The organism is Serratia sp. 3ACOL1, assembly GCF_003668775.1.
Taxonomy (GTDB): Bacteria; Pseudomonadota; Gammaproteobacteria; order Enterobacterales; family Enterobacteriaceae; genus Chania; species Chania fonticola.
The window spans coordinates 2,883,877-2,907,192 of record NZ_CP033055.1; the positions used below are offsets into that span (position 1 = coordinate 2,883,877).

At 53.9% G+C, this 23,316-nt stretch carries 25 protein-coding genes and 1 pseudogene; 13 read left to right on the forward strand and 13 right to left on the reverse strand.

The features are described from left to right. Positions 1 to 37 precede the first annotated feature (37 nt). The 4 genes from D9980_RS12970 to dapA form a co-directional block, all read right to left on the reverse strand. A complete protein-coding gene (locus tag D9980_RS12970) occupies positions 38 to 907 on the reverse strand; it encodes a neutral zinc metallopeptidase (protein ID WP_046807978.1) in 870 nt (289 codons plus the stop codon). A gap of 199 nt (positions 908 to 1,106) precedes the next feature. Further along, complete coding sequence (gene purC, locus D9980_RS12975; RefSeq protein ID WP_021178747.1) at positions 1,107 to 1,820, reverse strand: phosphoribosylaminoimidazolesuccinocarboxamide synthase; 714 nt, start codon at positions 1,818 to 1,820, stop codon at positions 1,107 to 1,109. A 312-nt stretch (positions 1,821 to 2,132) separates the two neighbouring features. Then, the gene (gene bamC / locus D9980_RS12980) at positions 2,133 to 3,185 is read right to left on the reverse strand and encodes an outer membrane protein assembly factor BamC (protein ID WP_121607507.1); all 1,053 of its coding nucleotides are present in this window, start codon (positions 3,183 to 3,185) and stop codon (positions 2,133 to 2,135) included. Between the two features lie 16 nt (positions 3,186 to 3,201). Then, the gene (gene dapA, locus D9980_RS12985) at positions 3,202 to 4,083 is read right to left on the reverse strand and encodes a 4-hydroxy-tetrahydrodipicolinate synthase (RefSeq protein WP_021807111.1); all 882 of its coding nucleotides are present in this window, start codon (positions 4,081 to 4,083) and stop codon (positions 3,202 to 3,204) included. Between the two features lie 108 nt (positions 4,084 to 4,191). On the opposite strand from dapA, the gene D9980_RS12990 reads away from it, so the two are divergent. Next, positions 4,192 to 4,797, forward strand: coding sequence for a glycine cleavage system transcriptional repressor (locus D9980_RS12990; RefSeq protein WP_071784392.1), 606 nt, complete (start codon positions 4,192 to 4,194; stop codon positions 4,795 to 4,797). 2 nt (positions 4,798 to 4,799) lie between these two features. Beyond that, positions 4,800 to 5,264 (forward strand): thioredoxin-dependent thiol peroxidase, encoded by a 465-nt coding sequence (gene bcp / locus D9980_RS12995; protein ID WP_021178751.1) that lies wholly within the window; start codon positions 4,800 to 4,802, stop codon positions 5,262 to 5,264. A gap of 41 nt (positions 5,265 to 5,305) precedes the next feature. Here the strand turns inward: bcp and D9980_RS13000 are convergent, their stop codons facing one another. After that, complete coding sequence (locus tag D9980_RS13000) at positions 5,306 to 6,382, reverse strand: AI-2E family transporter (RefSeq protein ID WP_121607508.1); 1,077 nt, start codon at positions 6,380 to 6,382, stop codon at positions 5,306 to 5,308. A gap of 304 nt (positions 6,383 to 6,686) precedes the next feature. Here D9980_RS13000 and D9980_RS13005 point away from each other — a divergent pair, with 304 nt between their 5' ends. Both D9980_RS13005 and arsC read left to right on the forward strand, forming a co-directional pair. Beyond that, positions 6,687 to 8,156: a M48 family metallopeptidase gene (locus D9980_RS13005; protein WP_121607509.1), complete on the forward strand. Its 1,470-nt coding sequence runs from the start codon at positions 6,687 to 6,689 to the stop codon at positions 8,154 to 8,156. Between the two features lie 22 nt (positions 8,157 to 8,178). Beyond that, positions 8,179 to 8,532, forward strand: a complete 354-nt coding sequence (gene arsC, locus D9980_RS13010) for an arsenate reductase (glutaredoxin) (RefSeq protein WP_121607510.1) — start codon at positions 8,179 to 8,181, stop codon at positions 8,530 to 8,532. A 44-nt stretch (positions 8,533 to 8,576) separates the two neighbouring features. Here the strand turns inward: arsC and D9980_RS13015 are convergent, their stop codons facing one another. From D9980_RS13015 to D9980_RS13030, 4 genes are read right to left on the reverse strand one after another with little or no spacing between them, the layout of a single operon-like run. After that, positions 8,577 to 9,902, reverse strand: a complete 1,326-nt coding sequence (locus D9980_RS13015) for an MFS transporter (RefSeq protein ID WP_121607511.1) — start codon at positions 9,900 to 9,902, stop codon at positions 8,577 to 8,579. Beyond that, positions 9,899 to 10,552: a DUF4286 family protein gene (locus tag D9980_RS13020; RefSeq protein WP_121607512.1), complete on the reverse strand. Its 654-nt coding sequence runs from the start codon at positions 10,550 to 10,552 to the stop codon at positions 9,899 to 9,901. The genes D9980_RS13015 and D9980_RS13020 overlap by 4 nt, the downstream gene beginning before the upstream one ends. Before the next feature lie 51 nt (positions 10,553 to 10,603). Next, positions 10,604 to 11,953: an amidase gene (locus D9980_RS13025; RefSeq protein ID WP_121607513.1), complete on the reverse strand. Its 1,350-nt coding sequence runs from the start codon at positions 11,951 to 11,953 to the stop codon at positions 10,604 to 10,606. Beyond that, positions 11,953 to 12,669, reverse strand: coding sequence for a DUF2848 domain-containing protein (locus tag D9980_RS13030; protein ID WP_121607514.1), 717 nt, complete (start codon positions 12,667 to 12,669; stop codon positions 11,953 to 11,955). Before D9980_RS13030 ends, D9980_RS13025 begins: the two co-directional genes overlap by 1 nt. A 125-nt stretch (positions 12,670 to 12,794) precedes the next feature. Here D9980_RS13030 and D9980_RS13035 point away from each other — a divergent pair, with 125 nt between their 5' ends. Beyond that, positions 12,795 to 13,475 (forward strand): GntR family transcriptional regulator, encoded by a 681-nt coding sequence (locus tag D9980_RS13035; protein WP_024484904.1) that lies wholly within the window; start codon positions 12,795 to 12,797, stop codon positions 13,473 to 13,475. Positions 13,476 to 13,511: 36 nt separating this feature from the next. Here the strand turns inward: D9980_RS13035 and hda are convergent, their stop codons facing one another. Then, positions 13,512 to 14,213 carry a DnaA inactivator Hda gene (hda, locus tag D9980_RS13040; RefSeq protein ID WP_024484905.1) on the reverse strand — a complete coding sequence of 234 codons (702 nt, stop codon included), beginning with the start codon at positions 14,211 to 14,213 and terminating at the stop codon, positions 13,512 to 13,514. 172 nt (positions 14,214 to 14,385) lie between these two features. On the opposite strand from hda, the gene D9980_RS13045 reads away from it, so the two are divergent. The 4 genes and pseudogenes from D9980_RS13045 (at position 14,386) to D9980_RS13055 (ending at position 16,558) form a co-directional block, all read left to right on the forward strand. Beyond that, positions 14,386 to 14,883, forward strand: a complete 498-nt coding sequence (locus D9980_RS13045; RefSeq protein ID WP_046807980.1) for a hypothetical protein — start codon at positions 14,386 to 14,388, stop codon at positions 14,881 to 14,883. Positions 14,884 to 14,936: 53 nt separating this feature from the next. Next, positions 14,937 to 15,120, forward strand: a pseudogene (locus D9980_RS27290) (IS200/IS605 family transposase); the annotation flags it as partial. A gap of 153 nt (positions 15,121 to 15,273) precedes the next feature. After that, entirely contained in the window at positions 15,274 to 16,068 is a 795-nt protein-coding gene (locus D9980_RS13050; protein WP_162304262.1) for a winged helix-turn-helix domain-containing protein, read from the forward strand. After that, positions 16,058 to 16,558, forward strand: a complete 501-nt coding sequence (locus D9980_RS13055; RefSeq protein WP_121607516.1) for a hypothetical protein — start codon at positions 16,058 to 16,060, stop codon at positions 16,556 to 16,558. Before D9980_RS13050 ends, D9980_RS13055 begins: the two co-directional genes overlap by 11 nt. 213 nt (positions 16,559 to 16,771) lie before the next feature. Here D9980_RS13055 and uraA read toward each other — a convergent pair whose 3' ends face one another. Both uraA and upp read right to left on the reverse strand, forming a co-directional pair. Then, entirely contained in the window at positions 16,772 to 18,061 is a 1,290-nt protein-coding gene (gene uraA / locus D9980_RS13060) for a uracil permease (RefSeq protein WP_021178765.1), read from the reverse strand. A 120-nt stretch (positions 18,062 to 18,181) separates the two neighbouring features. After that, entirely contained in the window at positions 18,182 to 18,808 is a 627-nt protein-coding gene (gene upp, locus D9980_RS13065; RefSeq protein ID WP_024484908.1) for a uracil phosphoribosyltransferase, read from the reverse strand. A gap of 255 nt (positions 18,809 to 19,063) precedes the next feature. Between upp and purM the strand changes: the two genes are divergently transcribed. The 4 genes from purM to D9980_RS13085 all read left to right on the forward strand — a co-directional run bounded on the left by purM (position 19,064) and on the right by D9980_RS13085 (position 22,475). Continuing rightward, a complete protein-coding gene (gene purM / locus D9980_RS13070; protein WP_021807122.1) occupies positions 19,064 to 20,101 on the forward strand; it encodes a phosphoribosylformylglycinamidine cyclo-ligase in 1,038 nt (345 codons plus the stop codon). Beyond that, the gene (purN, locus tag D9980_RS13075) at positions 20,101 to 20,739 is read left to right on the forward strand and encodes a phosphoribosylglycinamide formyltransferase (protein WP_024484909.1); all 639 of its coding nucleotides are present in this window, start codon (positions 20,101 to 20,103) and stop codon (positions 20,737 to 20,739) included. Before purM ends, purN begins: the two co-directional genes overlap by 1 nt. 111 nt (positions 20,740 to 20,850) lie before the next feature. After that, entirely contained in the window at positions 20,851 to 21,408 is a 558-nt protein-coding gene (gene speG, locus D9980_RS13080) for a spermidine N1-acetyltransferase (protein WP_024484910.1), read from the forward strand. Between the two features lie 371 nt (positions 21,409 to 21,779). Next, entirely contained in the window at positions 21,780 to 22,475 is a 696-nt protein-coding gene (locus D9980_RS13085) for a polymer-forming cytoskeletal protein (RefSeq protein ID WP_238393714.1), read from the forward strand. 12 nt (positions 22,476 to 22,487) lie between these two features. Here D9980_RS13085 and pstB read toward each other — a convergent pair whose 3' ends face one another. Next, positions 22,488 to 23,300, reverse strand: a complete 813-nt coding sequence (gene pstB, locus D9980_RS13090) for a phosphate ABC transporter ATP-binding protein PstB (RefSeq protein WP_065686551.1) — start codon at positions 23,298 to 23,300, stop codon at positions 22,488 to 22,490. Between the last annotated feature and the right edge of the window lie 16 nt (positions 23,301 to 23,316).

Genomic DNA, 23,316 nt, shown 5'->3' on the forward strand with positions numbered 1-23,316 from the left:
CAGAGTGCCGGGCTCTAGGCACCGGCACTGAGTAATATCAACGGGAGGCGAAGGTGTTGCAGGTGTTAGGGTCGCCGCTATCGAACCCTTGCTTGAACCAGGTATAACGCTGCTGCGAGGTGCCATGCGTAAAGCTGTCTGGCACCACTCGCCCCTGGCTTTGCTGCTGCAAACGGTCGTCACCAATCGCCTGCGCGGCATTCAGCGCGGCTTGCAGATCGCCCGCTTCCAGCATCTGCTGTTTCTCGGCGTAGTGGCCCCAAACGCCAGCAAAGCAGTCAGCCTGAAGCTCCATTTTCACCGACAGGCGGTTAACCTCTGCCTGGCTAGCCCCTTGCTGCATCTGGCGAACCTTACGCTCAATCCCCAATAGATTCTGCACGTGGTGGCCCACTTCATGCGCAACCACATAGGCCTGGGCAAAATCACCGCCCGCACCCAGCTTGGTTTTCATATCCTGGTAGAACGAGAGATCGATATAGACCGTATCATCCGCCGGGCAATAGAACGGCCCCATCACCGATTGGCCGGTGCCGCAGCCGGTACGCGTCGCGCCCCGGTACATCACCAATTTGGGATCCTGATAGTTCTTCCCCATCTGCTTGAAGATGCCCTGCCAGTTATCTTCGGTAGAGGCCAGCACCACCGAGGTAAACTTGGCCAGTTGATCGTCTTGCGGGCTGATGCTGGCGCTTTGCTGCTGAGACTGTGGGGAAACATCTCCACCATTCAGCAGCGGAGTCAGGTCTACCCCGTAGTAACCGGCAACCAGCACCACTACCAGAATGATCAGGCCACCTTTGCCGCCGATAGGTATCCGGGGGCCGCCACCGCCGCCGCCCAGACCTGAAGACTGCCCACGGCGATCCTCGACATTGTCACTTTCACGACGCCCTTGCCAACGCATAAATAAACTCCAGAGATGATTTTTAATAATCGTAGGAAACTTGCCCTGGTTACTATTATAAGGCGTTCGTGGCGGAGGGAATGCAGTAATTTTCTGGAAAGTGCTGAATGAGGGATGAAAGGCTCGGTTCGATGCTTTGCCCCTCACTCTAGCACTCTCCTATAGGGAAAGAGTTAGAGTGAGGGGCATGATTTAACGATTAGTCCAGCTTCACGCCGATACGGCGAGCGACTTCTTCGTAGGCTTCAATCAGGCCACCCAGGCTCTGGCGGAAGCGGTCTTTGTCCATCTTGGCCAGGGTATTCTTGTCCCACAGGCGGCTACCGTCCGGGGAAAACTCATCGCCCAGCACCACTTCGCCGTTGAACAGGCCGAACTCCAGCTTGAAATCGACCAGGATCAGGCCTGCATCGTCAAACAGTTTGCTCAACACGTCGTTAGCCATGTAGCTCAGCTCACGCATCCGCGCCAGATGCTCTTTGCTCACCCAACCGAAGGTTTCGCAATAGGATTCGTTCACCATTGGGTCGTGCATCGCGTCGTTCTTCAGGAACAGATCAAACAGCGGCGGGTTCAGCGGCAAGCCTTCTTCGATACCCAAGCGCTTGACCAAAGAGCCCGCAGCGCGGTTACGGATCACGCACTCAACCGGGACCATCTCCAGCTTTTTCACCAGCACTTCGTTATCTGACAGCAGGCGTTCCATCTGCGTTGGGATACCGGCCTCTTCCAGCTTGCTCATAATGAAATGGTTGAACTTGTTGTTCACCATCCCTTTGCGATCGAACTGCTCAATGCGCTGACCATCCAGTGCTGACGTATCGTTACGGAATTCCAACACCAGCAGATCCGGGTTTTCGGTGGTGTAGACGGTTTTTGCCTTGCCGCGATACAGTTCAGCTAGCTTTTGCATCTTAACTTACTCCAATGAGATGGTACCTTCCGGCTGCCAGACAGCCTACTGGGCACAAAATTGACCTGATAAGTTCTTTGGTTTGCTGATAACTATTGTGCCAAATCTGCGACGCAAACGATACCGTATCAGCAAAACAAAAAGGGGCCATAGCCCCTCAGACCGCTGACATAGTCCTCTGACGTTAAAAGCCCCCTGTTCAGGGCTGATAAATACCAAGGATGCTGTCTTTGAACTTCGCCAAACAGTCGAAAACCACGTTTTTCGGCTGTTTGTCACCAGTCTAAAAGGGGCCGTAGCCCCTAGATGTATTTATTTAACGCTGGTTTTACTGAAAGCCGTCTGGAGCACAGCTACCAGCGCATCGTTCTGCGACTGGGTCAACGGCTTACCTTTGGAATCGATAAATTGCAAACTGGTACGGTTATTCAAATCACCTACCTGCAGTTTGTAATCACCCTCTTTCAGTTCAGGATCTTTCGCGCCCAACGCATCCCAATCACTGCTGCTCAGGGATTTGTAGGTTACGGCGACGCTACCCTGCGGACGGCTGCGGTCACCCACTTTCATCCCCAGTTTTTCCAGTGCCGGTGGCAAACGATCCCACACTACCGTGTACGGCGCACGCACGATCAGCGTCGGCAGGCCGGTGTCATCCGCACCGCTCTGCACGTCCAATACGCCAATACGGTTAGCGGACTGGCTGCTCGACAGGCTGTCCTGCTTATCCAGGCCTTCAACGATGGTGTTCATCATCATACCGTTGTAGCGCTGAACTTCAGAAGGATCGGTAACCTTGTCGGTTTGCCCCTGCTGACGCAGTTCAAGAGTTTTCACCACCAGCGCTTGCTGGTAACCCTGTTTCTGTACCGTGATCTGGTAGCGGCCTTCGTACTGGTTGTCTTCATCCAGACGGTTCCACTTCACCCAGTCGGTGGTCAGCGTTTGGCTGGCATCCGTACGTGAGGCGATCGGAATGTTTTTGCTCTGCAACAGGCTGGCTACGCGCGACCACAGGTTATCGTTCTGCGGGCTGCTTTCCAGCAGCAGCGTGCCGCTGTCACCCGCATATTGACCACGGGAACCGCTCAACAGTGCCAGCGGCTGTACCGGTGGCCGGATATCCAGTTGCTTGCCAACAGCGCCTTTCTGCGCGTTTGCCGGAACTTCATAATTACCGGTTTGTACCGGCAGGATCAGGCCGGACGGCGCGCTCAACGGTTTGAGCGGTGCGGCGTCAAGATAGGCCTCATCGCCGCTAACCTGGCGTTTGTAGCGCTGATCGGTAGAACAAGCCGCCAGCGTCATCACCAGCGCTAATCCCACGACCGTTGCTAGCGTCGACTTTTGCAATGAATAAGCCATCAAATCTCCCTAAGAGTTACAGCAAACCGGCGCTTTTCAACGCACGCTCCACGACAGGACGGGCAGCGTCGGTCAACGGCGTCATAGGCAGACGCATCGTATCGGTTGCCATCAATCCCAATGCCTTACAGGCCCATTTCACCGGAATTGGGTTTGCTTCTACAAACAAATCCTGATGCAAAGGCATCAAGCGCTGATTCAAACGGCGGGCTTCGGCAAAATTGCCTTGCGCCGCCAGGCGGCAGAGTTCGACCATTTCACGCGCTGCCACGTTGGCCGTCACGGAAATCACCCCTTTGCCACCCAGTTGCATGAAGTCCAGACCGCTGGCGTCGTCGCCGCTCAGCAAAATGAAGTCTTCATCATCAACCAGCACTTGGATCTGACTAACACGACTTAAGTTCCCTGTTGCCTCTTTAACGGCAACAATATTCTTAATTTTGGCCAAACGAGCAATCGTTGGCGGCAGCATGTCACAACCGGTGCGTGAAGGCACGTTATAGAGGATCTGCGGCAGATCGGTGCTTTCGGCAATGGCTTTGAAATGCTGATACAGACCTTCCTGGGTCGGTCTGTTGTAGTAAGGCGTGACTGACAGGCAGCCCACGACACCGGTATTGCTGAAACGCTGCGTCAGTGAGATAGCCTCGCTGGTAGCGTTGGCACCGGTGCCGGCGATCACCGGAATACGGCCTGCGGCCAGTTCCAGCGTCTGCAAGACCACGTCCACATGTTCGTCATGGGGCAGCGTGGCGGACTCGCCGGTAGTTCCTACGGAAACGATCGCCGCAGTCCCACTGGCTACATGATAATCAATCAGTTTTTTTAGGCTCGCACGATCGACAGCACCTTTGGTGTCCATCGGCGTAACCAGTGCAACAATACTTCCCGTAAACATTGGCCGTCCCCTTCACAAACAAGTTACCCATGGTACTTTTGTCACCTATCCAAAAGCAAGCAAACAACGTGTCTAAGCGCTTGGCAGGCGGTTTTTTTTGTGTTTACCATGGTAACCCCATTCAGTACGACAGGAAGCTGCATTTTGCCTAAGCCTGATGAACACTATCTGGTGATCACCGCACTGGGCGCCGATCGCCCCGGTATCGTCAACGCCATCACCCGCCACGTCAGTAGCTGCGGGTGCAATATCGAAGATAGCCGTCTGGCCATGCTGGGTGAAGAGTTCACCTTCATCATGCTGCTTTCAGGTAGCTGGAACGCGATTACCCTGATCGAATCCACTTTGCCGCAAAAAGGCGCCGAGCTGGATTTACTGATCGTGATGAAACGCACAAACTCGCAAGAAAGACCGCCAATGCCCGCTACAGTGTGGGTACAGGTTGAGGTGAAAGACTCTCCGCATATCATCGAGCGGTTTACCGGCCTGTTTGATTCGAGCCAGATGAACATTGCCGAGCTGGTGTCACGGACTCAGCCAGCAAAAGGTGAGCAGCCCTCGCAGCTCTATATTCAGATCACCGCTCACAGTTCCGGCGGTCAGGATGCCACAAATATTGAACAAGCCTTTTATCGCCTATGTACAGAATTGAATGCGCAAGGCAGTATTAGCGTGGTGAACTATCCACAGCATGATGAGAGAGATGGAGAGTAGTTATGAGCCCATTGAAAGCCGGTGATACAGCGCCGAAATTTAGTTTACTCGACCAGGATGGCGAGGAAATTAACTTGGCCGACTTCCAGGGACAACGAGTACTGGTTTACTTTTATCCCAAAGCCATGACGCCAGGTTGCACCGTGCAAGCCTGCGGGTTACGGGATAACATGGATGAATTGAAAAAGGCGGGCGTCGAAGTGCTGGGCATCAGCACCGATAAACCCGAAAAGCTCTCGCGTTTTGTTGAGAAAGAACTGCTCAATTTCACGCTGCTATCCGACGAAGATCATCAGGTAGCTCAGCAGTTTGGCGTTTGGGGCGAGAAAACCTTCATGGGCAAAACCTATGACGGCATTCACCGTATCAGCTTCCTGATCGGCACCGACGGTAAGGTTGAGAAAGTGTTCGATGATTTCAAGACCACCAATCACCACGAAATCGTTCTGAACTACCTGCAGCAGTAAAAAGTAAAGCGCAGCGGCATCCGTTGCTGCGCTTCATTTCCTCACTTCACCTCGTCACCCACATCCACCAGCATGTCATCTGGCCAGGCGTGGATCACGGCTTTCACCAGCGTCGCCAATGGGATGGCGAAGAATACGCCCCAGAACCCCCACAGACCGCCGAAGATAATCACCGAGAGAATGATCACCAGCGGATGCAGGTTGACCGCCTCGGAGAACAGGATCGGCACCAGCAGATTGCCATCCAACCCTTGCACCACCAGATAAGCGATAATCAGCGTCCAGAAGTCGGCACCAATGCCCCACTGGAACATGGCCACCACCACCACCGGGATCGTCACCAGCACTGCGCCGATGTATGGGATCAGCACCGAGAGGCCGACCAACACCGCCAAGAGCAGGGAATAACGCATATCCAGGATGAAGAACACCAGATAGGTCGCCACCCCGACGATCACCATCTCCAACACCTTGCCGCGAATATAGTTGGTGATCTGCTGGTTCATCTCGATCCATACCTGCCCTGCCAGCCCACGGTTGCGCGGCAGCACACGGCGCACCGCATTGATCATCTGCTCTTTGTCCTTCAGCAGGAAGAACGCCATCAAAGGGACCAGGATCAGGTAAATGGCCAACGTCAGCAGCCCAACCAGTGAGGCCAGTGAGAATTTCACCACCGATTCTCCCATGCCCGACAGGCGCTCACGCAGGTTCTGCGCCATCATATCAATGATGCCCGCATCCACCAGCGCCGGGTAGCGTGTCGGCAAGGTCGCCGCATAGTTGTAGAACTGATTGAGCATGCCCGGTAAATCGGTCATCAGGTTGATGCCCTGCTGCCAGGCGGTTGGCGCGACCACGAAGACCAACAGCATGGCAATACCGCCAAACACGATCAGCATGATACTTGCCGCCCAGGTGCGCGAACATCCCAGGCGCTGAAGGCGTGCGGTAGGCCACTCCAGCAGGTAAGCAAGCACTAGCGCCACCAGCAAGGGGGTCAAGATACCGTGAAAAAAATAAAGGATGCAGAACCCGGCAACCAGGATCACCAGCAACGCAATAGCCTGCGGATCGGTGAAACGACGTCGGTACCACTGTAATAACAACTCCAACATCAGAGATTGCTCCTTATTCCATCAATGGGGGGTGAGGCTCGCCAATCCCTATGCGGCCGAGCAGGTATGACATGATTTTTAAATAATTTTAGCCCGGTTATCACCGTGCAGCGTTTCAATGTGGGTTGTGGCTGGCTATGATGTGATAGCGTTTTGCCGCTCAGGCGCACGATCCCCTGAAAATGCATTTTTGTGAGCCAACGCACTTTCGCGCTGATTGTACTGGAGAGTCTGGCACGGAAGAAGAACTCTTATCTGATACTGACGTCTTACTTGATGACTTTATTGAGGGAATGACCTGACTATGACCATCCGGTTGACTAAAACAGCGTTAACAGTCCTGCTGCTCGGCTCGCTTTGCACCTCTGCGTTGGCGCCGGTTAACGCCCAAACGCAAGACCAACTGCCGGATATGGGGACTTCCGCAGGGGGGACGTTGAGCATCGGCCAGGAACTGACCATGGGCGATTTTTACGTGCGGCAGCTACGCGCTAGCGCCCCGTTGATCAACGATCCGCTATTGACCCAGTATATCAACCAGTTGGGTAACCGGCTGGTCGCCAGCGCCTATTCGGTACGCACCCCGTTCCACTTCTTTCTAGTCCGTAACGACGAGATCAACGCCTTTGCCTTCTTCGGCGGCAACGTGGTGCTGCACTCAGCCCTGTTCCGTGAAACCGACAACGAGAGCCAACTGGCCTCGGTCCTGGCGCACGAAATCTCACACGTGACCCAGCGCCACCTGGCCCGCGCAATGGAAGACCAGCAACGCAACGCGCCACTGACCTGGGTGGGCGCACTGGGTTCTATCCTGCTGGCGATGGCCAACCCAACCATGGGCATGGCGGCGCTGAGCGGTACGCTGGCAGGAACGCAGCAGGGGATTATCAGCTTCACCCAAGCGAATGAACAAGAGGCTGACCGTATCGGTATTCAGGTATTGCAGCGCGCGGGGTTCGATCCCGAAGCGATGCCAGACTTTTTGCAAAGGCTGGCCGATCAGTCCCGCTACGCCTCAAAACCACCGGAAATGCTGCTGACGCACCCGTTGCCAGACAGCCGGCTTTCCGATGCCCGCAACCGCGCCAACCAAATGCCACGCCAGTTGGTGCAATCCAGCCAAGACTATCTGCTAGCGCGGGTCCGTACGCTGGGCATGTACAGCTCGGAAGGCTATGGTCTGAGCGAGGACCTGCTGGACACTTACAGCAAAGGCAACATTCGCGAGCAAATAGCCGCCAAATATGGCCGGGCGATCCTGTTCTATGAAGCCAAGAAATACGACGAAGCGCGCAATCTTATTCAGCCACTGCTGGCAAAGGATCCGAAAAACGTCTGGATGCTGGACCTGCTGACCGACATCGATCTGGGTCAGAATAAAGCCGTTCAGGCCATTGCTCGCCTTGAGGCGGTCAATGCGGCGCAAAGCAATAACCCGGTGTTGCTGCTCAACCTGGCGAACGCCTACGTTGAGGGCAATCAACCCGCTCAAGCATCAAAAATCCTCAACCGTTATACCTTTGCCCATCCGAACGATCCGAACGGCTGGGATCTGCTGGCTCAGGCCAGTGCTGCCCAAGGTCTACGCGATGAAGAACTCTCCGCCCGGGCAGAAAGCCTGGCGCTGGCAGGCCGTCTGGATCAGGCGATAGGTTTGCTCAGTAACGCCAGCTCATTACAAAAGCTGGGCAGCCTGAAACAGGCTCGCTACGACGCGCGGATTGACCAACTGCGTCAGTTGCAAAGAACCTTCAGCAAGTTCCAACGCACTTGATTTGAACAAGGAAAGAGAAAAAATGAAAAACGTCACTATTTATCACAACCCACGCTGCTCGAAGAGCCGTGAGACGCTGGCACTGCTGGAACAGCATGGCGTCGAACCGCAAGTGGTGCTGTATCTGGATACGCCGCCTTCCGTCGCCGAGTTGAAAAAGCTGTTACAAGAACTTTGTTTCACTTCTGCCCGCGAATTGATGCGCAAGAAAGAAGATCTCTACAAAGAGCTGAAACTGGCGGATGAAATCCTGAGCGAAGAGCAACTGTTGCAAGCGATGGTGAGCAATCCGAAACTGATCGAACGCCCAATCGTGGTCAAAGGCGGTAAAGCCCGCATTGGCAGGCCACCGGAGCAGGTGTTGGAGATCTTGTGATCCCTTGACGGCAAGCCGGGCGTTCAGCCGCCCGGCTGCTGTATTTACAACGGTTTATGCGCTGTTTCCCGGGCAGCTAGCAACACCCACAAGGTAATTAGCAATGCCAGCACAACGTAGGCCGATATCGCCAGCGTGCTGTCAAAAGAAGTGAATAACGAAGCAATGATCAACGGCGCAAAGCCACCCCCCACGATCCCCGCCAGAGTATAAGCCAGCGAAGAACCAGCATAGCGCACCCTGGTCGGGAACTGTTCGGTGATAAAGGCCGCCTGCGGGCCGAACATCGCCGCATGGATCAGCAAGCCAATCACTACTGCGGTACAAATCAACACCGGCTGACTACTATCGAGCAACACGAAGAAGGCAAAAGCCCAGACTATCCCCGCCAGTGCCCCGCCGATATACACTGGCCGGCGGCCTAAGCGATCGGATAAGGCGCCAAACATCGGTACGGTAATCGCGTTGCCGATCGCTCCCAGCATGGTGGCCGTCAGCGCCAGTGGCCGTGGCAGGTTCAGCACCGTGGTCACGTAAGTCAGGGTAAACACCACCACCAACGCGTACAGCACGTCGGAGCCAATGCGCGAACCACCGGCGATCAGCAGCGAACGTGGGTGTTGGGTGAAAACCTCGCGGATCGGCGAATGGGTAACATCCTTCGACGCTTCCAATTTCAGGAACGCCGGTGTTTCCCCGACCCCACGGCGCAGCCACAGGCCAAAGATCACCAACACCAGGCTCAACAGGAACGGAATGCGCCAGCCCCACTGTTGGAAATCGTCTGCCGACATTGCCATGGTCACCAACGCGATCAGCCCGGTGCCAATCAGCGAACCACAGGAGGGGCCGACCTGCGCAAATGAGGCGTTACGCCCACGCTGATGTGGCTTACCGTGTTCCATCGAAAGCAGCACGGCTCCAGCCCATTCCCCACCCAGCGCAATTCCTTGGATAAAGCGCAGTGCCACCAGCAATATCGGGCTCCAAATCCCCCAACTTGCATAGCCGGGCAGTAACCCCATCAGCGTGGTGGTCACGCCCATGATCACCAACGTGGCGACCAACACAAAACGCCGTCCCAGCACGTCACCAAGATGCCCGAACACGATGCCGCCGATGGGCCGTGAAACATAGCCGACCGCATAAGTGGAAAACGCCAGAATGGTGCCGACCAGCGGATCGAATGACGGGAAGAAAACATGGTTGAAAATCAAGGCAGCCATGATGTTGTAAACGGTGAAGTCATACCACTCCAGCGCGGTGCCTATCGAACTGGCTGCCGCCAGCCTGCCGGTTTTAGGAGGATCGACGGCGTGATCTTTCACCGATAAGTCCACAATCGGCGTTTCAGTGGTCGACGTATTCATGATGCCAGCTCCTGTGAGGTCAGTTGCCAGCCAAGTGCGTAATGCACCGCCTCGCCAGCAGGGATTTTCAACGTGCGGTAAGCCAGCTCACTCAAACGCTGCCCCGCCTCTGCGCTACTGCTTTCGATCAACACCATCGGTACCAGTTGACGATTTTCCCGCGACTCTTGCGGAAGCGGTGAACTGAGCTCGGCGTTTGGCAACAGCAGGCTGCTGCGCACAAAGCCCGGCTGTTCAGCCAACACGGAACCCATGTGCTTAACATCGTTTTTCAGAACATCCTGCTCACTCACTGCCAGCGTGATGATGCTCAGATGGCTACCACTGCCCTGGCCGGTGACGGCTTCAACCGTGCAAACCCGGCGCATGGGATCGCGCATCTTTCCCAGGCAGGCAACCGACCACGGCGTCTGTTGGGTAAAAGCGTTGCGATAGGCCTGGGAGGTAAAACTGGCCAGAGAGGCGGTTTTATACAGCCCGAGGTATTTGCGCCCACCCTGTAGCGCCTGATAGCGCGTACCGGAGAGAAAACCGGAAACACGCACCCGCTCCTCTACATGTTCACGGTCGTACCACTGATTGAAATCCGCCTCATCCTGCACGGCGACATCCGTTGCAACAAACAGCATTCCGTTCGGGGAACCGGTCATGGGTATTCTCCTGGTAGAGTCAGTAAGGCAAGGTGGCACCCTGCCGAAAAATTACGCGCCGGCAAGGCAACGTTCGATCGTTAGCGCCCAGCCCAGCAGCGCCTGGTCATTCATGGGTAACCCGGCCACCATCAGGCCAACGGGGGCCTCACCTGGCCGTTGGCAGGGTAGTGATAACGCACAGCCGTCGAGGAAGTTGATTACAGAAGGATTACGCAGCGCGGCACCGTTGGCACGGAAGTAGGCTTCGTCGTCCTCTGCCAGTTCGGCAAGGAGTGGTGCTATCAGCGGCGCGGTTGGCATCAACAAGGCGTCAAAGCCCTGCACCCTGGCCGTCACCCGCTGTTGCCAACTGGCACGCAACTGCCGTAGCTGCTGAAGATCGCTCTCGCCCAACGGCTGGCCACGACGAATGCGTGACAGCACTCGCGGGTCATAACCCTCGGCATTTTCAGCAATCAACGACTGGTGCCAATGCCAAGACTCCAGTGCGGTAAAACCACCCGCAGCGTTGATCTCCGCCAATTCGGCAAATTCACTGCAAGGGATAGCTTCAATCCGCGCACCGGCCTGAGCCAAACGTTTCAAGGCACGCTGAAACGCCTCTGCAACCTCTTCGTCCAACCCATCCAGCACTAGCGTTTGCGGAACGGCAAAACGTGCCTGCGCCAAGGATTGTGACTCAGGCCGTAGCGCTTGTTCGGCGATTGCCGCATCCAATGCGATACAGCTGGCAACGTCATGAGCAATCACCCCGATTGAGTCCAGCGAAGGTGACAACGGCAGCAGTCCACCGCTGGCAATTCGACGGGCGGTAGGCTTATAGCCGGTCAAACCACAGAAAGCGGCCGGAATACGCACCGATCCCCCGGTGTCACTGCCAACTGCACCGCAGCACATACCGTCGGCTACCGCGACCGCCGCACCGGAAGATGAGCCACCGGGTATACGCTGGGTAGCGCGATCCCAGGGGTTAGCTGGAGTGCCAAAATGCGGATTGATACCCAGCCCGGAGTAGGCAAACTCGGTCATGTTGGTTTTACCGATCACCACCGCTCCCGCCTGCAACAGACGCTCCACTATCGCAGCGTGCTTCTTGACCACCGCAGCACCGGCCAGCACCCGAGAACCGGCAGTAGTCACCTGTCCACTCACGTCAAACAGGTCTTTGATTGAGATCGGCACGCCATCCAATGGAGACAACGGTTTGCCTGCCGCGCGACGTTGGTCGGCCGCCAGCGCCTGCTGTTGTGCCCAATCGGCATACACCTGAGTAAAAGTTCGCTCCCCTTCCCCCTGCGGATCGGCGATTTTCGCCAAGGCATCGGCGATCAACTGCCTAGAGGTAAACTCTCCACTGGCCAACCCGGCGACGGCCTGCACAAGCGTTAACTTAGCCATCACGCCACCACCGGCAGTTCGATACTGCGATAGCTATGGGCAATGGTGCGCCCCAACACCTCATCCACCAGTTCCATACGGAACTCGGCTGATGGCCGGATCCCCCCGATCGCCGCCACCGTGCCGCAGGTCATTGCCAAGCCGTCACTCGGTAGCTGGGGGAGCGTCATGCCACTTTCTGGCAGTTGCTGCCCGCTCAGATAGCGTTCGAGCAAGTCACCGGGGGTGCGCAGGCTGGCGAGAGTCCCCTGCTGATAAAGCTGAAACGCGCCGTTTTCCTTTATCCATGAACGCAAGATCAAGGAGTCCCAGTGATCGCTCACTTCGTGTAACGGCCAGGCAGCACGTGCTACCGGTTTAACGCAGATCTGCTTGGACAGTGCTACGCTGTGTACTTCCAACTGACGATCGGTATGATCGGACGCTAATGAGACATACAGTTCGCCGCCATGGCTGAAAATCAGCGGTTCCGCTTCGCCAGAGGTCGCCTCGCCGATCACTTCGATGCATTCGCTTTGGCTGAGTTGATTAACCGCCACACGGTAAAACAGCGGGACGCTGCTGGGTTGAGGGACGCCCAGCTCGGCCAGCTCCTGGATATGATGTTGAATTGCCTTATAATCACGACCGGTCCAGCCAGCGATGACCAGATGATCGATGTCAGCATCCAGCGTCTTGGCACTACAGGTTTCTGGTAAAGTAAAGGTCAGCCTCATGGCAATTGTATCCCTTTGGTTAAAATAGTGTGAAATTTCACTATATCTTCAGTTAACAACTAAGCGACTGCCATGTGACGTTTTTGTGTACCATGTCTAAAAATTTCTTCTTGCAGGAGTAGTATGTGAAGACCATTGACGCAGAAGATCGAGGGTTCCCGGTAGCAGAGGAAGCCGGTTTGTCACTCAATGAAGTGGCCTACCGCCGCTTCAAGCAGGCATTGGTGACGTTAAGTTACAAACCGGGTGAATACCTCAATACCGCGCAGGTAATGGGTGAGCTGGATATGGGCAGAACGCCGATCAATCAGGCGATCCACCGTCTGGCGAATGAGGGCTTGCTGCAGGTGATCCCGCGCAAAGGGGTGATGGTCTCGCCGCTGTCGATAGACGATGCGTTAGAGTTGATTGATGTCCGGCTGGCCAATGAAATGCTGTGTATGCGCCTGGCCAGTGCCAAGATCACCCAGCCACAGGTTGCCGCACTGAACGCGCTGAATCAGCAGATCGAAGCCGCCAGCCTGGATCGTGACCGGGTACGGATGATGACGTTAGATCATCAATTCCATCAGGAGCTGGCGCAGATCGCCGGGAATAACATGTTGACGGATATTCTGAGCGTACTGCACGCCAGAGCCCAACGTTTCTGGGCCAGCACGCTGTCGCGGGAAGGGCATATGCAGGAAGTTATCGATGAACACCGGGCGATTATCAGTGCGTTGGCCGCACAGGACAGCGACGCGGCCGCCAGTGCTGCACAGGCGCACATCCTGTCATTCCGCAGTGCGCTGTTACACGAAGGCTGAATAGTCTAAAGAGTGGGAATGGGGAATAGTGGCTAGCTACAGCCCCAGAATTTCCTTCACAAACGGAATGGTCAGCTTGCGCTGTGCCGTGATCGACGCGCGATCCAGCTGATCGAGCGTCATAAACAGCGTGCGCATTTCACGATCCAGACGCTTGAGCAGGAAACGGCCCACGTCTTCCGGCAGTTCGAAACCACGCAGTTTGGCGCGCAGCTGCAACGCCTGTAGTTTCTCTTCGTCCGACAGTGGCTGTAACTTGTAGATCTGCCCCCAATCCAGGCGCGAGGCCAGATCCGGCAAATGCAGATTTAGCTGGCGCGGCGGACGATCGCCAGTGATAAACAGGCGGGTGCGGCCGGTTTCCAGAATGCGGTTATAGAGATTGAAAATCGCCATTTCCCATTCCTCATCACCGGCAATGCACTCGATGTTATCGATGCAGACCAATGCCAGCTGTTCCATGCCGTCCAGCACTTCGGGCACAAAATAGGCCCGCTTATCCAAGGGCACATAGCCTACCGCTTCGCCACGCTGCGAGAGTTCGGCACAGGCCGCATGCAGCAAATGGCTGCGTCCCCCGCCTTCGCGTGACCAGAAATAGATGTAGCTACCATGCTCCTGACGGACTGCGGATTGGATCGCGGCTAATAAGGATGGGTTCTCACCCGGATAAAAACTGGCAAAAGTTTCATCATCGGGTAGATAAAGTGGCAGTGAAAGCTGTGCCGGCGTATTCAGAAAAGCACCTCAACCAAAACTGGCAGGAAAACGCGAAGAGTCTACCACAGAAAGCAACCGCTGTTGAACCCGCCATGAGAACAACGCGATTTAGTTGCCAAATTTGTCTTATACGGCAAAGCTGTTCTAAGATAAATCGCACAAATTGAAGATGACCGAAAGGAGCTAGACCGTGAAAGCGTGGAATAAAGTGCTATTGGCCTCAATGGTAGGTTTACTGCTGGTGGGCTGCGATGATGCCAAGGTCGATTCCCATCTGGATAAGGCCAAAGACAGTGCCGAACAAATGAAAGATGCGGCGGAAAAGAAAGCGGATCAACTGACCGACGATGCCAAGGCCAAAGCGGAAGAGATCAAGCAGGCCGCGGCGGCCCAGACGGAACAGTTGAAGGACCAAGCTTCCGCCATTAAAGATGACGCCGCCAAGCAGGCGGATGCCCTCACTGATGATGCCAAGGCCAAGGCCGCAGCAATCAAACAGGATGCTGACAAACAAAGCCAGCAGCTGATCGATCAAGCCAAAAACATCAAGGCCGACGCGATTAACGGAGCGAACGATCTGGCGCAACAGGCCAAGGCAAAAACCGAACAGCTCAAGAACAGCATGGACAATAAGGCTCAACAAGCAGACGGTAAAACCGAACAACCGGCTCAGCCCGCTAATCAATAAACAGAATTGCTCTGTATGGGCGCAGCATGCTGCGCCCGCTTGGCTAATCGTCCAAGTTGTCTATCAGCGTGATGATGGATAATTTAAAGTCTTTTGGGACACACCGACTTAGTCAGCAGAATACGCATTTGCGAATGCAGAGCAAAACGGGGCTTCCAGGATAAAGATTGTACTTCACATGTGGCGCAGGGGGGAACGCTCAAGACGTACGTAGCCAGTCAGAATACTTCGGAGTAACCTCCCCTAAAACCTCTCGGTTTTTTCATCTTATATCCCCACCCGTATTGGGCAATGAGTTTGCGGCGGATTGTACTAAATACGGATAAGACTTTACATGCACTGGGAATAATCTTATCCTTAAGGGTGGCGTTCATTACTCAGAGGATTGAGATGGTTGGTTACTATTTGATAGATAAAAAGATAGTTTACAATAATGATCATGGGGAAATTTTCAACCTTAATGAGCCAGAAGTAAAAGTAAAGCTTTCTAACCCTGCGGCTAAATGTTTACAGAAACTCATTGATGCCGATCATCAAATTGTCTCTCCAGATGATCTTATCGATGACATTTGGGGACAGAAAGGCGTCATCGTAGGTACTAATACCCTATATCAACATATCTATATCCTGAGAAAACACCTTTGCTCACTGGGATTAGATAAAAACATTATTAAAACAACTCCGCGATCCGGGTTCAATATCCCGCAAGAATTTACTATTGAGCCATTTCAAGATGAAGTTGAATACGTAAAACAAGAAGATCATCAAGAACAACATCAACAGGTGGAAGAAAAACCTGCATTAGCAATCAATGAGTTACCCAAGAAAAAACCAAGTTTTCTAAAAAAACGCAGCGTCTATTCTTTAGTGGTGGTTTTCACCCTCATTATTGCCTCATCAATTTATATTTATAACACCAAAAAACCTTTAGAAGTCGATTACACCTTAATTGGGAAGTATCAAAACTGTGACATTTACGGAGAGGATGGGAAATTCACCCTCTTATATATTAAATCAAGAATTGAAAATCACAACATTGAGTGTAATAACGTAGGGAACCAGTCTTTGTATTACTTTGGAAACCCTGCAATTAAACGAGAATCAATTTTCTTATGTGACAACCGCATTGATGGTGATGCTAGAAGTAATTGTAAATCATATCATTGGACTGGCTATGAAAACTAAAGTCATTATTCCATTAGTAATATTAATATGTGCCATACTGGCCGTAACGTATTACTTTCTTTATTTAGATAACAAAACAGAGACTATCTCTTGCGAATCTAAACTTTATTTTAAATTTTTTGTTCCAAAACCTGAAGTGGTTGCAAACTATAACATTATAATAAATTTAAAAGGCGACAGCGACAAAGATGATGGCAGAGGTAAATTCTCAATAACTGCAAACTTTTATGATGGGAAGAACACGTACTTTATCAGGCGTGATGTCATTACCAGCTACCAAGTTGACGATAATGGCTTGTATTTTTTCAAAACCCTCTATATCAATAAGTATGCCCGAGATACCATCCCTGAAAATGTCGAAAAACGCCTTGTGCCAGATGTTTTCTCTAAAATAAACAGTTTGTCAGGCTACACCATACGCCCGGCAGGTAAGCAAGGGTACTTTATCTATGAAACCGACATTCCGGTCTTTTATTGTAATCGGTTATAACCGGGCAACCGTTGGCAGATATACTACACTGTTGCCCAATTATCCGTGCCAATAGCTTGCTATCAAGACACAGCAAGCAGGCTATAGTGGACCTAGAAGCACTCAAGGAACATCGCCTGGTCATGAAGCCAATATTCCCACCGTTAAGGTGAATAATATTGGCACAATCACCATCAGGCCCGCTCTACCAGCAAGCTAATAGAGCTTTGCCGATTATTTTTGGTCCAGTCGCTCTTCTGGCACATCGATCACTTCTTCTTCCTTGCGGTACAGGCTGATCAGTTTGAACAGCAAGCTCAGGCCGACGCCGACGATGGTCGCCAATGCCATACCTTTCAGCTCCGCCGCACCGATATGCACTTTCGCGCCGCTAACGCCGATAATCAGGATCACCGAGGTCAGGATCAGGTTCTGCGCCTTGTTGTAATCCACCTTGGATTCGATCAATACGCGGATACCCGAAGCGCCAATCACGCCATACAGCAACAGGGAAACACCGCCCATCACCGGCACCGGTACCACCTGGATCGCCGCCGCCAGCTTGCCTACGCAGGAAAGCAGAATAGCCAGAATTGCCGCTCCGCCGATCACCCAGGTGCTGTAAACCTTGGTAATGGCCATGACACCGATGTTCTCACCATAGGTGGTGTTAGGCGTAGAGCCGAAGAAGCCGGAGATCACGGTGGAAATGCCGTTGGCAAACATTGAGCGGTGGAGGCCCGGATCGCGCAGCAGGTCCTTCTTGACGATATTCGCCGTGACTACCAGGTGACCAACGTGCTCGGCAATCACCACCAATGCCGCAGGCAGAATGGTGAAGATGGCAAACCACTCAAAGCGTGGCGTGTAGAAGGTCGGCAAGGCAAACCAGTGCGCGTCACGGATTGGCGTCAGATCCACCACGCCCATAAAGAACGACAGCGCATAGCCTACCAACACCCCGATCAGGATCGGGATAATCGCCAGGAAGCCGCGGAACAGCACCGAGCCCAATACGGTAACACCCAGCGTCACCAGTGAAATAGTGATGGTCGTGCTGTCTGCGGAGGTACCTTCCGCCGGTAACAATCCGGCCATGTTGGCCGCCACGCCCGCCAGCTCCAAACCGATAACGGCAACGATTGCGCCCATCGCCGCAGGCGGAAACATCACGTCCAGCCAACCGGTTCCGGCCTTCTTGACGATCAGCGCGACCAGGCAGAACAGCACGCCACACATGATAAAACCACCCAGTGCAACCTCATACCCCAGCGGCAACAGCAGCAACACCGGTGAAATAAACGCAAAGCTGGAACCCAGATAGGCGGGTATCTTGCCCTTACAGATAAACAGATACAGCAATGTTCCCACGCCGTTGAACAACAGCACCGTCGCCGGGTTGATCTTGAACAGGATCGGCACCAGCACGGTGGCCCCGAACATGGCAAACAGATGCTGGAAGCTGAGTGGGATGGTCTGGAACAGCGGCGGGCGTTCACTAACGCCGATGGCGCGACGGGTCATGGGGTGTTTTTCCTCTGAGTTAGTATCAGTTGTGTTGGCTTGGTGATCAATGCTCAATGGATTACCAGGGTTGGTAATCCAAAGGGCATTAAAAAGCCGACTCTCAGGTCGGCTTATTTATTATTTGGTACCAAATATCTTATCGCCTGCATCACCCAGGCCAGGCACGATGTACCCTTTGTCATTCAGACATTGATCGATCGACGCGGTATACAGCTCAACATCCGGATGCGCTTTCTCCAGCGCGGCGATCCCTTCAGGAGCAGCGACCAGTACCAGCACCTTGATGCTGCTACAACCGGCTTTCTTCAGCAGGTCGATGGTTGCGATCATCGAACCACCGGTAGCCAGCATTGGGTCAACCACCAGCGCCATACGCTCGTCAATGTTGGAAACCAGTTTCTGGAAATATGGGACCGGCTCCAGGGTTTCTTCATCACGATAAACCCCAACCACGCTGATACGAGCACTCGGTACGTGCTCCAGTACCCCTTCCATCATGCCCAGACCGGCACGCAGGATTGGCACTACGGTAATTTTTTTCCCTTTAATCTGCTCAACTTCAACCGGCCCACACCAGCCTTCGATGGTAACTTTCTCGGTTACCAGATCGGCGGTCGCTTCATAGGTCAGCAAACTACCCACTTCAGAAGCCAGCTCACGAAAGCGTTTGGTGCTGATATCATGTTCGCGCATCAGACCAAGCTTGTGCTTAACCAGCGGGTGTTTCACCTCAACGATCTTCATCATTTTTCTCCTATTAAGGTGGTTGACGGCCAAAAAAATCGCGGGATTATACCGCCTTTTGCTTCCGACGCCACTACCAATAGCCGGATCGAGATCAACAAAAGAGTGATCAACAGTATAGAAGACGAAAAGTTCGAGCGGGCTCACATGGTTCTCGCAAACGTTTGCTTGCGCTGTTAGAATTGCCGCGCCTGGTTCCGGCATCACCGCCGGAAGCACCGTTCTCAAACCGCAAACCGTCGTGGGGATCGCGCAGTGACCGACAAAACCTCTCTCAGCTATAAAGACGCAGGTGTCGATATCGATGCTGGCAACGCATTGGTAGACCGCATCAAAGGTGTAGTGAAACAGACCCGCCGCCCGGAAGTCATGGGTGGGCTGGGCGGTTTTGGCGCCCTGTGCGCGTTGCCGCAGAAATACCGCGAGCCGATACTGGTTTCCGGCACCGACGGCGTGGGTACCAAGCTGCGTCTGGCAATGGATTTAAAACGCCACGACACCATCGGTATCGATCTGGTGGCGATGTGCGTTAACGATCTGGTGGTTCAGGGCGCCGAGCCATTGTTCTTCCTCGATTACTTCGCTACCGGCAAGCTGGATGTGGATACCGCCGCCAGCGTGATCACCGGGATTGCCGAAGGGTGTAAACAGTCCGGCTGTGCGTTAGTCGGTGGCGAGACCGCGGAAATGCCCGGCATGTACCACGGTGAAGACTATGACGTCGCAGGTTTCTGCGTGGGCGTGGTTGAGAAATCAGAAATCATCGACGGCAGCAAAGTACAGTCTGGTGATGCGCTGATCGCTCTGGGCGCTTCAGGCCCGCATTCCAACGGTTATTCGCTGGTGCGCAAGATCCTGGAAGTGAGCAAAACCGACCCCACCACCACTGATCTGGCAGGCAAACCGCTGGCAGACCATCTGCTCGAGCCGACCAAGATTTACGTCAAATCGGTACTGGAATTGATCGAGAAAGTGGAAGTGCACGCGATTGCTCACCTGACCGGCGGCGGCTTCTGGGAAAACATCCCACGCGTATTGCCAGAAGGGATGCAGGCGGTGATCGACGAGTCGAGCTGGCAGTGGCCTGCCGTGTTTAGCTGGTTGCAGCAGGCGGGCAACGTGAGCCGTCATGAAATGTACCGTACCTTTAACTGCGGTGTCGGTATGGTGATTGCGCTACCACAGGAGTCGGTAGAAAAAGCCATCGCAATATTGACCGCCGCGGGTGAAAAAGCCTGGCAGATTGGTAAACTGACCGCTTCTTCTGACGAACAACAAGTGGTCATCCAGTGATGAAAAAGATTGTGGTGTTGGTCTCCGGCCAGGGGAGTAATCTCCAGGCGCTGATCGACGCCTGCCAACAGGGCCGGATCGCCGCCACTATCGTGGCGGTATTCAGCAATAACGCGCAGGCATATGGCCTGCAGCGTGCCGAGGAAGCTGGCATTGCCGCTCAAGCGCTGGATGCCAAAGACTTTGCCGATCGCGAAGCCTTTGACGCCGCGCTGGCGCAAGCTATCGACCAATACCAACCCGATTTGGTGGTGTTGGCCGGTTATATGCGCATTCTCAGCAACGCCTTTGTGCAGCACTATGCCGGGCGTATGCTGAATATCCACCCTTCCCTGCTGCCGAAATACCCCGGGTTGCATACCCATCGCCAGGCTATCGACAACGGCGACGCCGAACATGGCACTTCGGTGCATTTCGTCACGGAGCAGCTCGACGGTGGCCCGGTGATCCTGCAAGCCAAAGTGCCGATCTTCCCCGGTGACGAGGAAGATGAGGTCATTGAGCGTGTGCAGACCCAGGAACACACCCTATACCCGCTGGTGGTGAGCTGGTTTATCGAAGGGCGGCTGGCAATGCGCGATAACGCTGCCTGGCTGGATGGTGAACGCCTGTCAGCACAAGGTTATGCCGCCGACTGACCCGCAATTTAACCGCAATCTAAACGGTGCCTTTCACGGTACCGTTTTTTTTGGCCTTCAATCAGCTCCTGAGGTTATACTTTTGCCAGATTAATGAACCGAGGAGAATGTATGTCGAGCACCACCAACGTCAGGCTACGCCCGCTGGAGCGGGAAGATCTGGCGTTTGTTCACCAGATGGATAACAACGCCAGCGTCATGCGCTACTGGTTCGAAGAACCTTATGAAGCCTTTGTCGAGCTTTCCGATCTGTACGATAAACACATTCACGACCAGAGCGAACGGCGTTTTATCATCGAGCATGAAGGAGCCAAGGTCGGGCTGGTTGAACTGGTAGAGATCGACCATATCCACCGCCGTGCCGAATTCCAGATCATCATCGATCCGGCTCATCAAGGCAAAGGCTACGCCAGCACCGCAGCCAAACTGGCGATGGACTACGGCTTCTCGGTACTTAACCTGTATAAGCTGTATTTGATCGTCGATAAAGAAAACCCGAAGGCGATCCATATTTACAGCAAGCTGGGCTTTGAGGTCGAAGGCGAACTGATTGACGAATTCTTCGTTAGCGGCGCTTACCGCACCGTGCTGCGCATGTGCATCTTCCAGCCACAGTATTTAGCGAAGTTCAAGACTGCCCAGTCTGGTGATAAGCCTCTGATGAAGTAAGTTGAAAGCAGGGGGCGATGAATATCCCCCCTGATGACAGATAGATGAAGATCAACAGGAAATCTTGTACGTTTGAGCTAGTTAATAGTTTATGTCCACTCGACGCTAATATATTTAAAAAATCAATTCATTATCGTGAATCATACAAATAATAAATTAATTTCTGCATGGCTATAGACTCGGGTTGGCCAACCGAGTGGTGAATTAGGCGACAATATTAGGTATCATCCCGAGCACTACGGATAGCCCTACAGGAACCGTCACGCTGGCTGCCGCCTGGCATCCCGCACTTTCGCGGCGAATGGACTTCAAACGGCCTGAAAAACATGCGTAATTACAACTTATTATGGTGTATATGGGGATTATGGACGTTGTCCATCGTTCTCTGGCTGACAGGGATCAGCTTCACCGGTATCTACTTAAAACGCGCGCTGCTGGCCGCCTTGGTTCTGGCACTGTTGGCAACGCTGGCGTTTATCTACAAAATAACAAGGACGAATCAAATGCTGTCATTCAACAAGAAAAATAAAGCTGTTAATGAGGAAAAAGCGCAGGAGCTGATCGATCAGCCTGAACCTCAGCCGGCTGCTCACTCTGAGCCAAACGCCCTGCCTGAAGTTGCCGACGCCATCAAGCCAATCCGTGCCAAGAAGGACACCTTTATCTCCAATGGTGCGCTGTTCACCGGTGTGATCGAAGGCGATGGCAATATCATTGTCGAAGGCCGGGTTGAGGGAAACATCATTTGCAGCCACATGGTGCGCATTGAAACCAGCGGTCATGTCAAAGGCGAGATCCGTGCCCAGCAGATCATGATCAATGGCCCCGTTGAAGGCCGTTGCTTCGCCGACTCGCTGTCAATCCAGCCGAAGGGTAGCATGCGCGGTGATATTTTCGCCGACGAAATCTCCATCGAGAAAGGCGGCCTGTTTATTGGCCAATCCCAACTGATGCAAAAAACGCCTCCTCAAGCCCAGCCCGCTCAGGCAAAAGTGACCGCACTGAAAAAGGTTGAACCTGAACAGCAGGAACAACCGACCCCACAGCCGAGCAAGCATGCCAATTAAGCCTCTCGCCCGTCAGCCATAGCGGCCAGTGATGTAATCCTCTGTACGGCGTTGGCGTGGCGAAGTGAAAATCGCGTCGGTATCGTTATATTCCACCAGCGTCCCCTGGTGGATAAACGCCGTATAGTCGGAAACCCGTGCAGCCTGCTGCATGTTGTGGGTCACCAACACCACGCTGTAGCGCTGTTTCAGCACCGAAATCAATTCCTCGATGGTTAAGGTGGAAATCGGATCCAGCGCAGAGGTCGGCTCATCGAGCAGCAACACTTCCGGTTCAACCGCGATCGCCCGTGCAATCACCAACCGCTGTTGTTGGCCGCTGGAGAGACGGAACGCATTTTCCCGTAACCGATCTTTCACCTCGTGCCACAGCGCAGCGGCACGTAAGGATCGCTCCACGGCTTCATCCAGAATGCGCCTGTCACGAACTCCCTGTAAGCGCAGGCCGTAGACTACGTTTTCGTAGATCGATTTCGGGAACGGGTTTGGCCGCTGGAATACCATACCCACGCGCCGCCGCAAAGCGGCAACGTCAATCTGCGGGCCTGAAATGGTTTCGCCATTAAGCTGCAGTTCGCCGTCAATCCGGCAGCGATCCACCAGATCGTTCATCCGGTTAAAACAGCGCAACAGCGTCGACTTACCGCAGCCTGAAGGGCCGATCAGCGCTGTCACCCGGTGTTTGGGAATACGCAGGGAAATATTGTGCAGCACCTGCTTGTCACCATAAAACAGATCCAGGCCGTTGACCGCCAGCGCGGTATGTTCATCGGCAAGATGCTGGACGTCTAACCGGGGTAGACTGCCCGGCGTTATCAGACTCATTTGGCACTCCCCAAAA

Excerpts from the sequence above, each read along its gene's own strand:
- D9980_RS13030 (WP_121607514.1), bottom strand. The coding sequence starts at position 12,669 with ATGAGGCTGACCTTTACTTTACCAGAAACCTGTAGTGCCAAGACGCTG.
- arsC (WP_121607510.1), top strand. The coding sequence starts at position 8,179 with ATGAAAAACGTCACTATTTATCACAACCCACGCTGCTCGAAGAGCCGT.
- purC (WP_021178747.1), bottom strand. The coding sequence starts at position 1,820 with ATGCAAAAGCTAGCTGAACTGTATCGCGGCAAGGCAAAAACCGTCTAC.
- purN (WP_024484909.1), top strand. The coding sequence starts at position 20,101 with ATGAAAAAGATTGTGGTGTTGGTCTCCGGCCAGGGGAGTAATCTCCAG.
- D9980_RS13025 (WP_121607513.1), bottom strand. The coding sequence starts at position 11,953 with ATGGCTAAGTTAACGCTTGTGCAGGCCGTCGCCGGGTTGGCCAGTGGA.
- speG (WP_024484910.1), top strand. The coding sequence starts at position 20,851 with ATGTCGAGCACCACCAACGTCAGGCTACGCCCGCTGGAGCGGGAAGAT.
- D9980_RS13000 (WP_121607508.1), bottom strand. The coding sequence starts at position 6,382 with ATGTTGGAGTTGTTATTACAGTGGTACCGACGTCGTTTCACCGATCCG.
- bamC (WP_121607507.1), bottom strand. The coding sequence starts at position 3,185 with ATGGCTTATTCATTGCAAAAGTCGACGCTAGCAACGGTCGTGGGATTA.
- D9980_RS12970 (WP_046807978.1), bottom strand. The coding sequence starts at position 907 with ATGCGTTGGCAAGGGCGTCGTGAAAGTGACAATGTCGAGGATCGCCGT.
- D9980_RS13055 (WP_121607516.1), top strand. The coding sequence starts at position 16,058 with ATGAAAACTAAAGTCATTATTCCATTAGTAATATTAATATGTGCCATA.
- D9980_RS13015 (WP_121607511.1), bottom strand. The coding sequence starts at position 9,902 with ATGAATACGTCGACCACTGAAACGCCGATTGTGGACTTATCGGTGAAA.
- D9980_RS13050 (WP_162304262.1), top strand. The coding sequence starts at position 15,274 with ATGGTTGGTTACTATTTGATAGATAAAAAGATAGTTTACAATAATGAT.
- uraA (WP_021178765.1), bottom strand. The coding sequence starts at position 18,061 with ATGACCCGTCGCGCCATCGGCGTTAGTGAACGCCCGCCGCTGTTCCAG.
- bcp (WP_021178751.1), top strand. The coding sequence starts at position 4,800 with ATGAGCCCATTGAAAGCCGGTGATACAGCGCCGAAATTTAGTTTACTC.
- dapA (WP_021807111.1), bottom strand. The coding sequence starts at position 4,083 with ATGTTTACGGGAAGTATTGTTGCACTGGTTACGCCGATGGACACCAAA.
- D9980_RS12990 (WP_071784392.1), top strand. The coding sequence starts at position 4,192 with ATGGTAACCCCATTCAGTACGACAGGAAGCTGCATTTTGCCTAAGCCT.
- D9980_RS13020 (WP_121607512.1), bottom strand. The coding sequence starts at position 10,552 with ATGACCGGTTCCCCGAACGGAATGCTGTTTGTTGCAACGGATGTCGCC.
- upp (WP_024484908.1), bottom strand. The coding sequence starts at position 18,808 with ATGAAGATCGTTGAGGTGAAACACCCGCTGGTTAAGCACAAGCTTGGT.
- pstB (WP_065686551.1), bottom strand. The coding sequence starts at position 23,300 with ATGAGTCTGATAACGCCGGGCAGTCTACCCCGGTTAGACGTCCAGCAT.
- D9980_RS13005 (WP_121607509.1), top strand. The coding sequence starts at position 6,687 with ATGACCATCCGGTTGACTAAAACAGCGTTAACAGTCCTGCTGCTCGGC.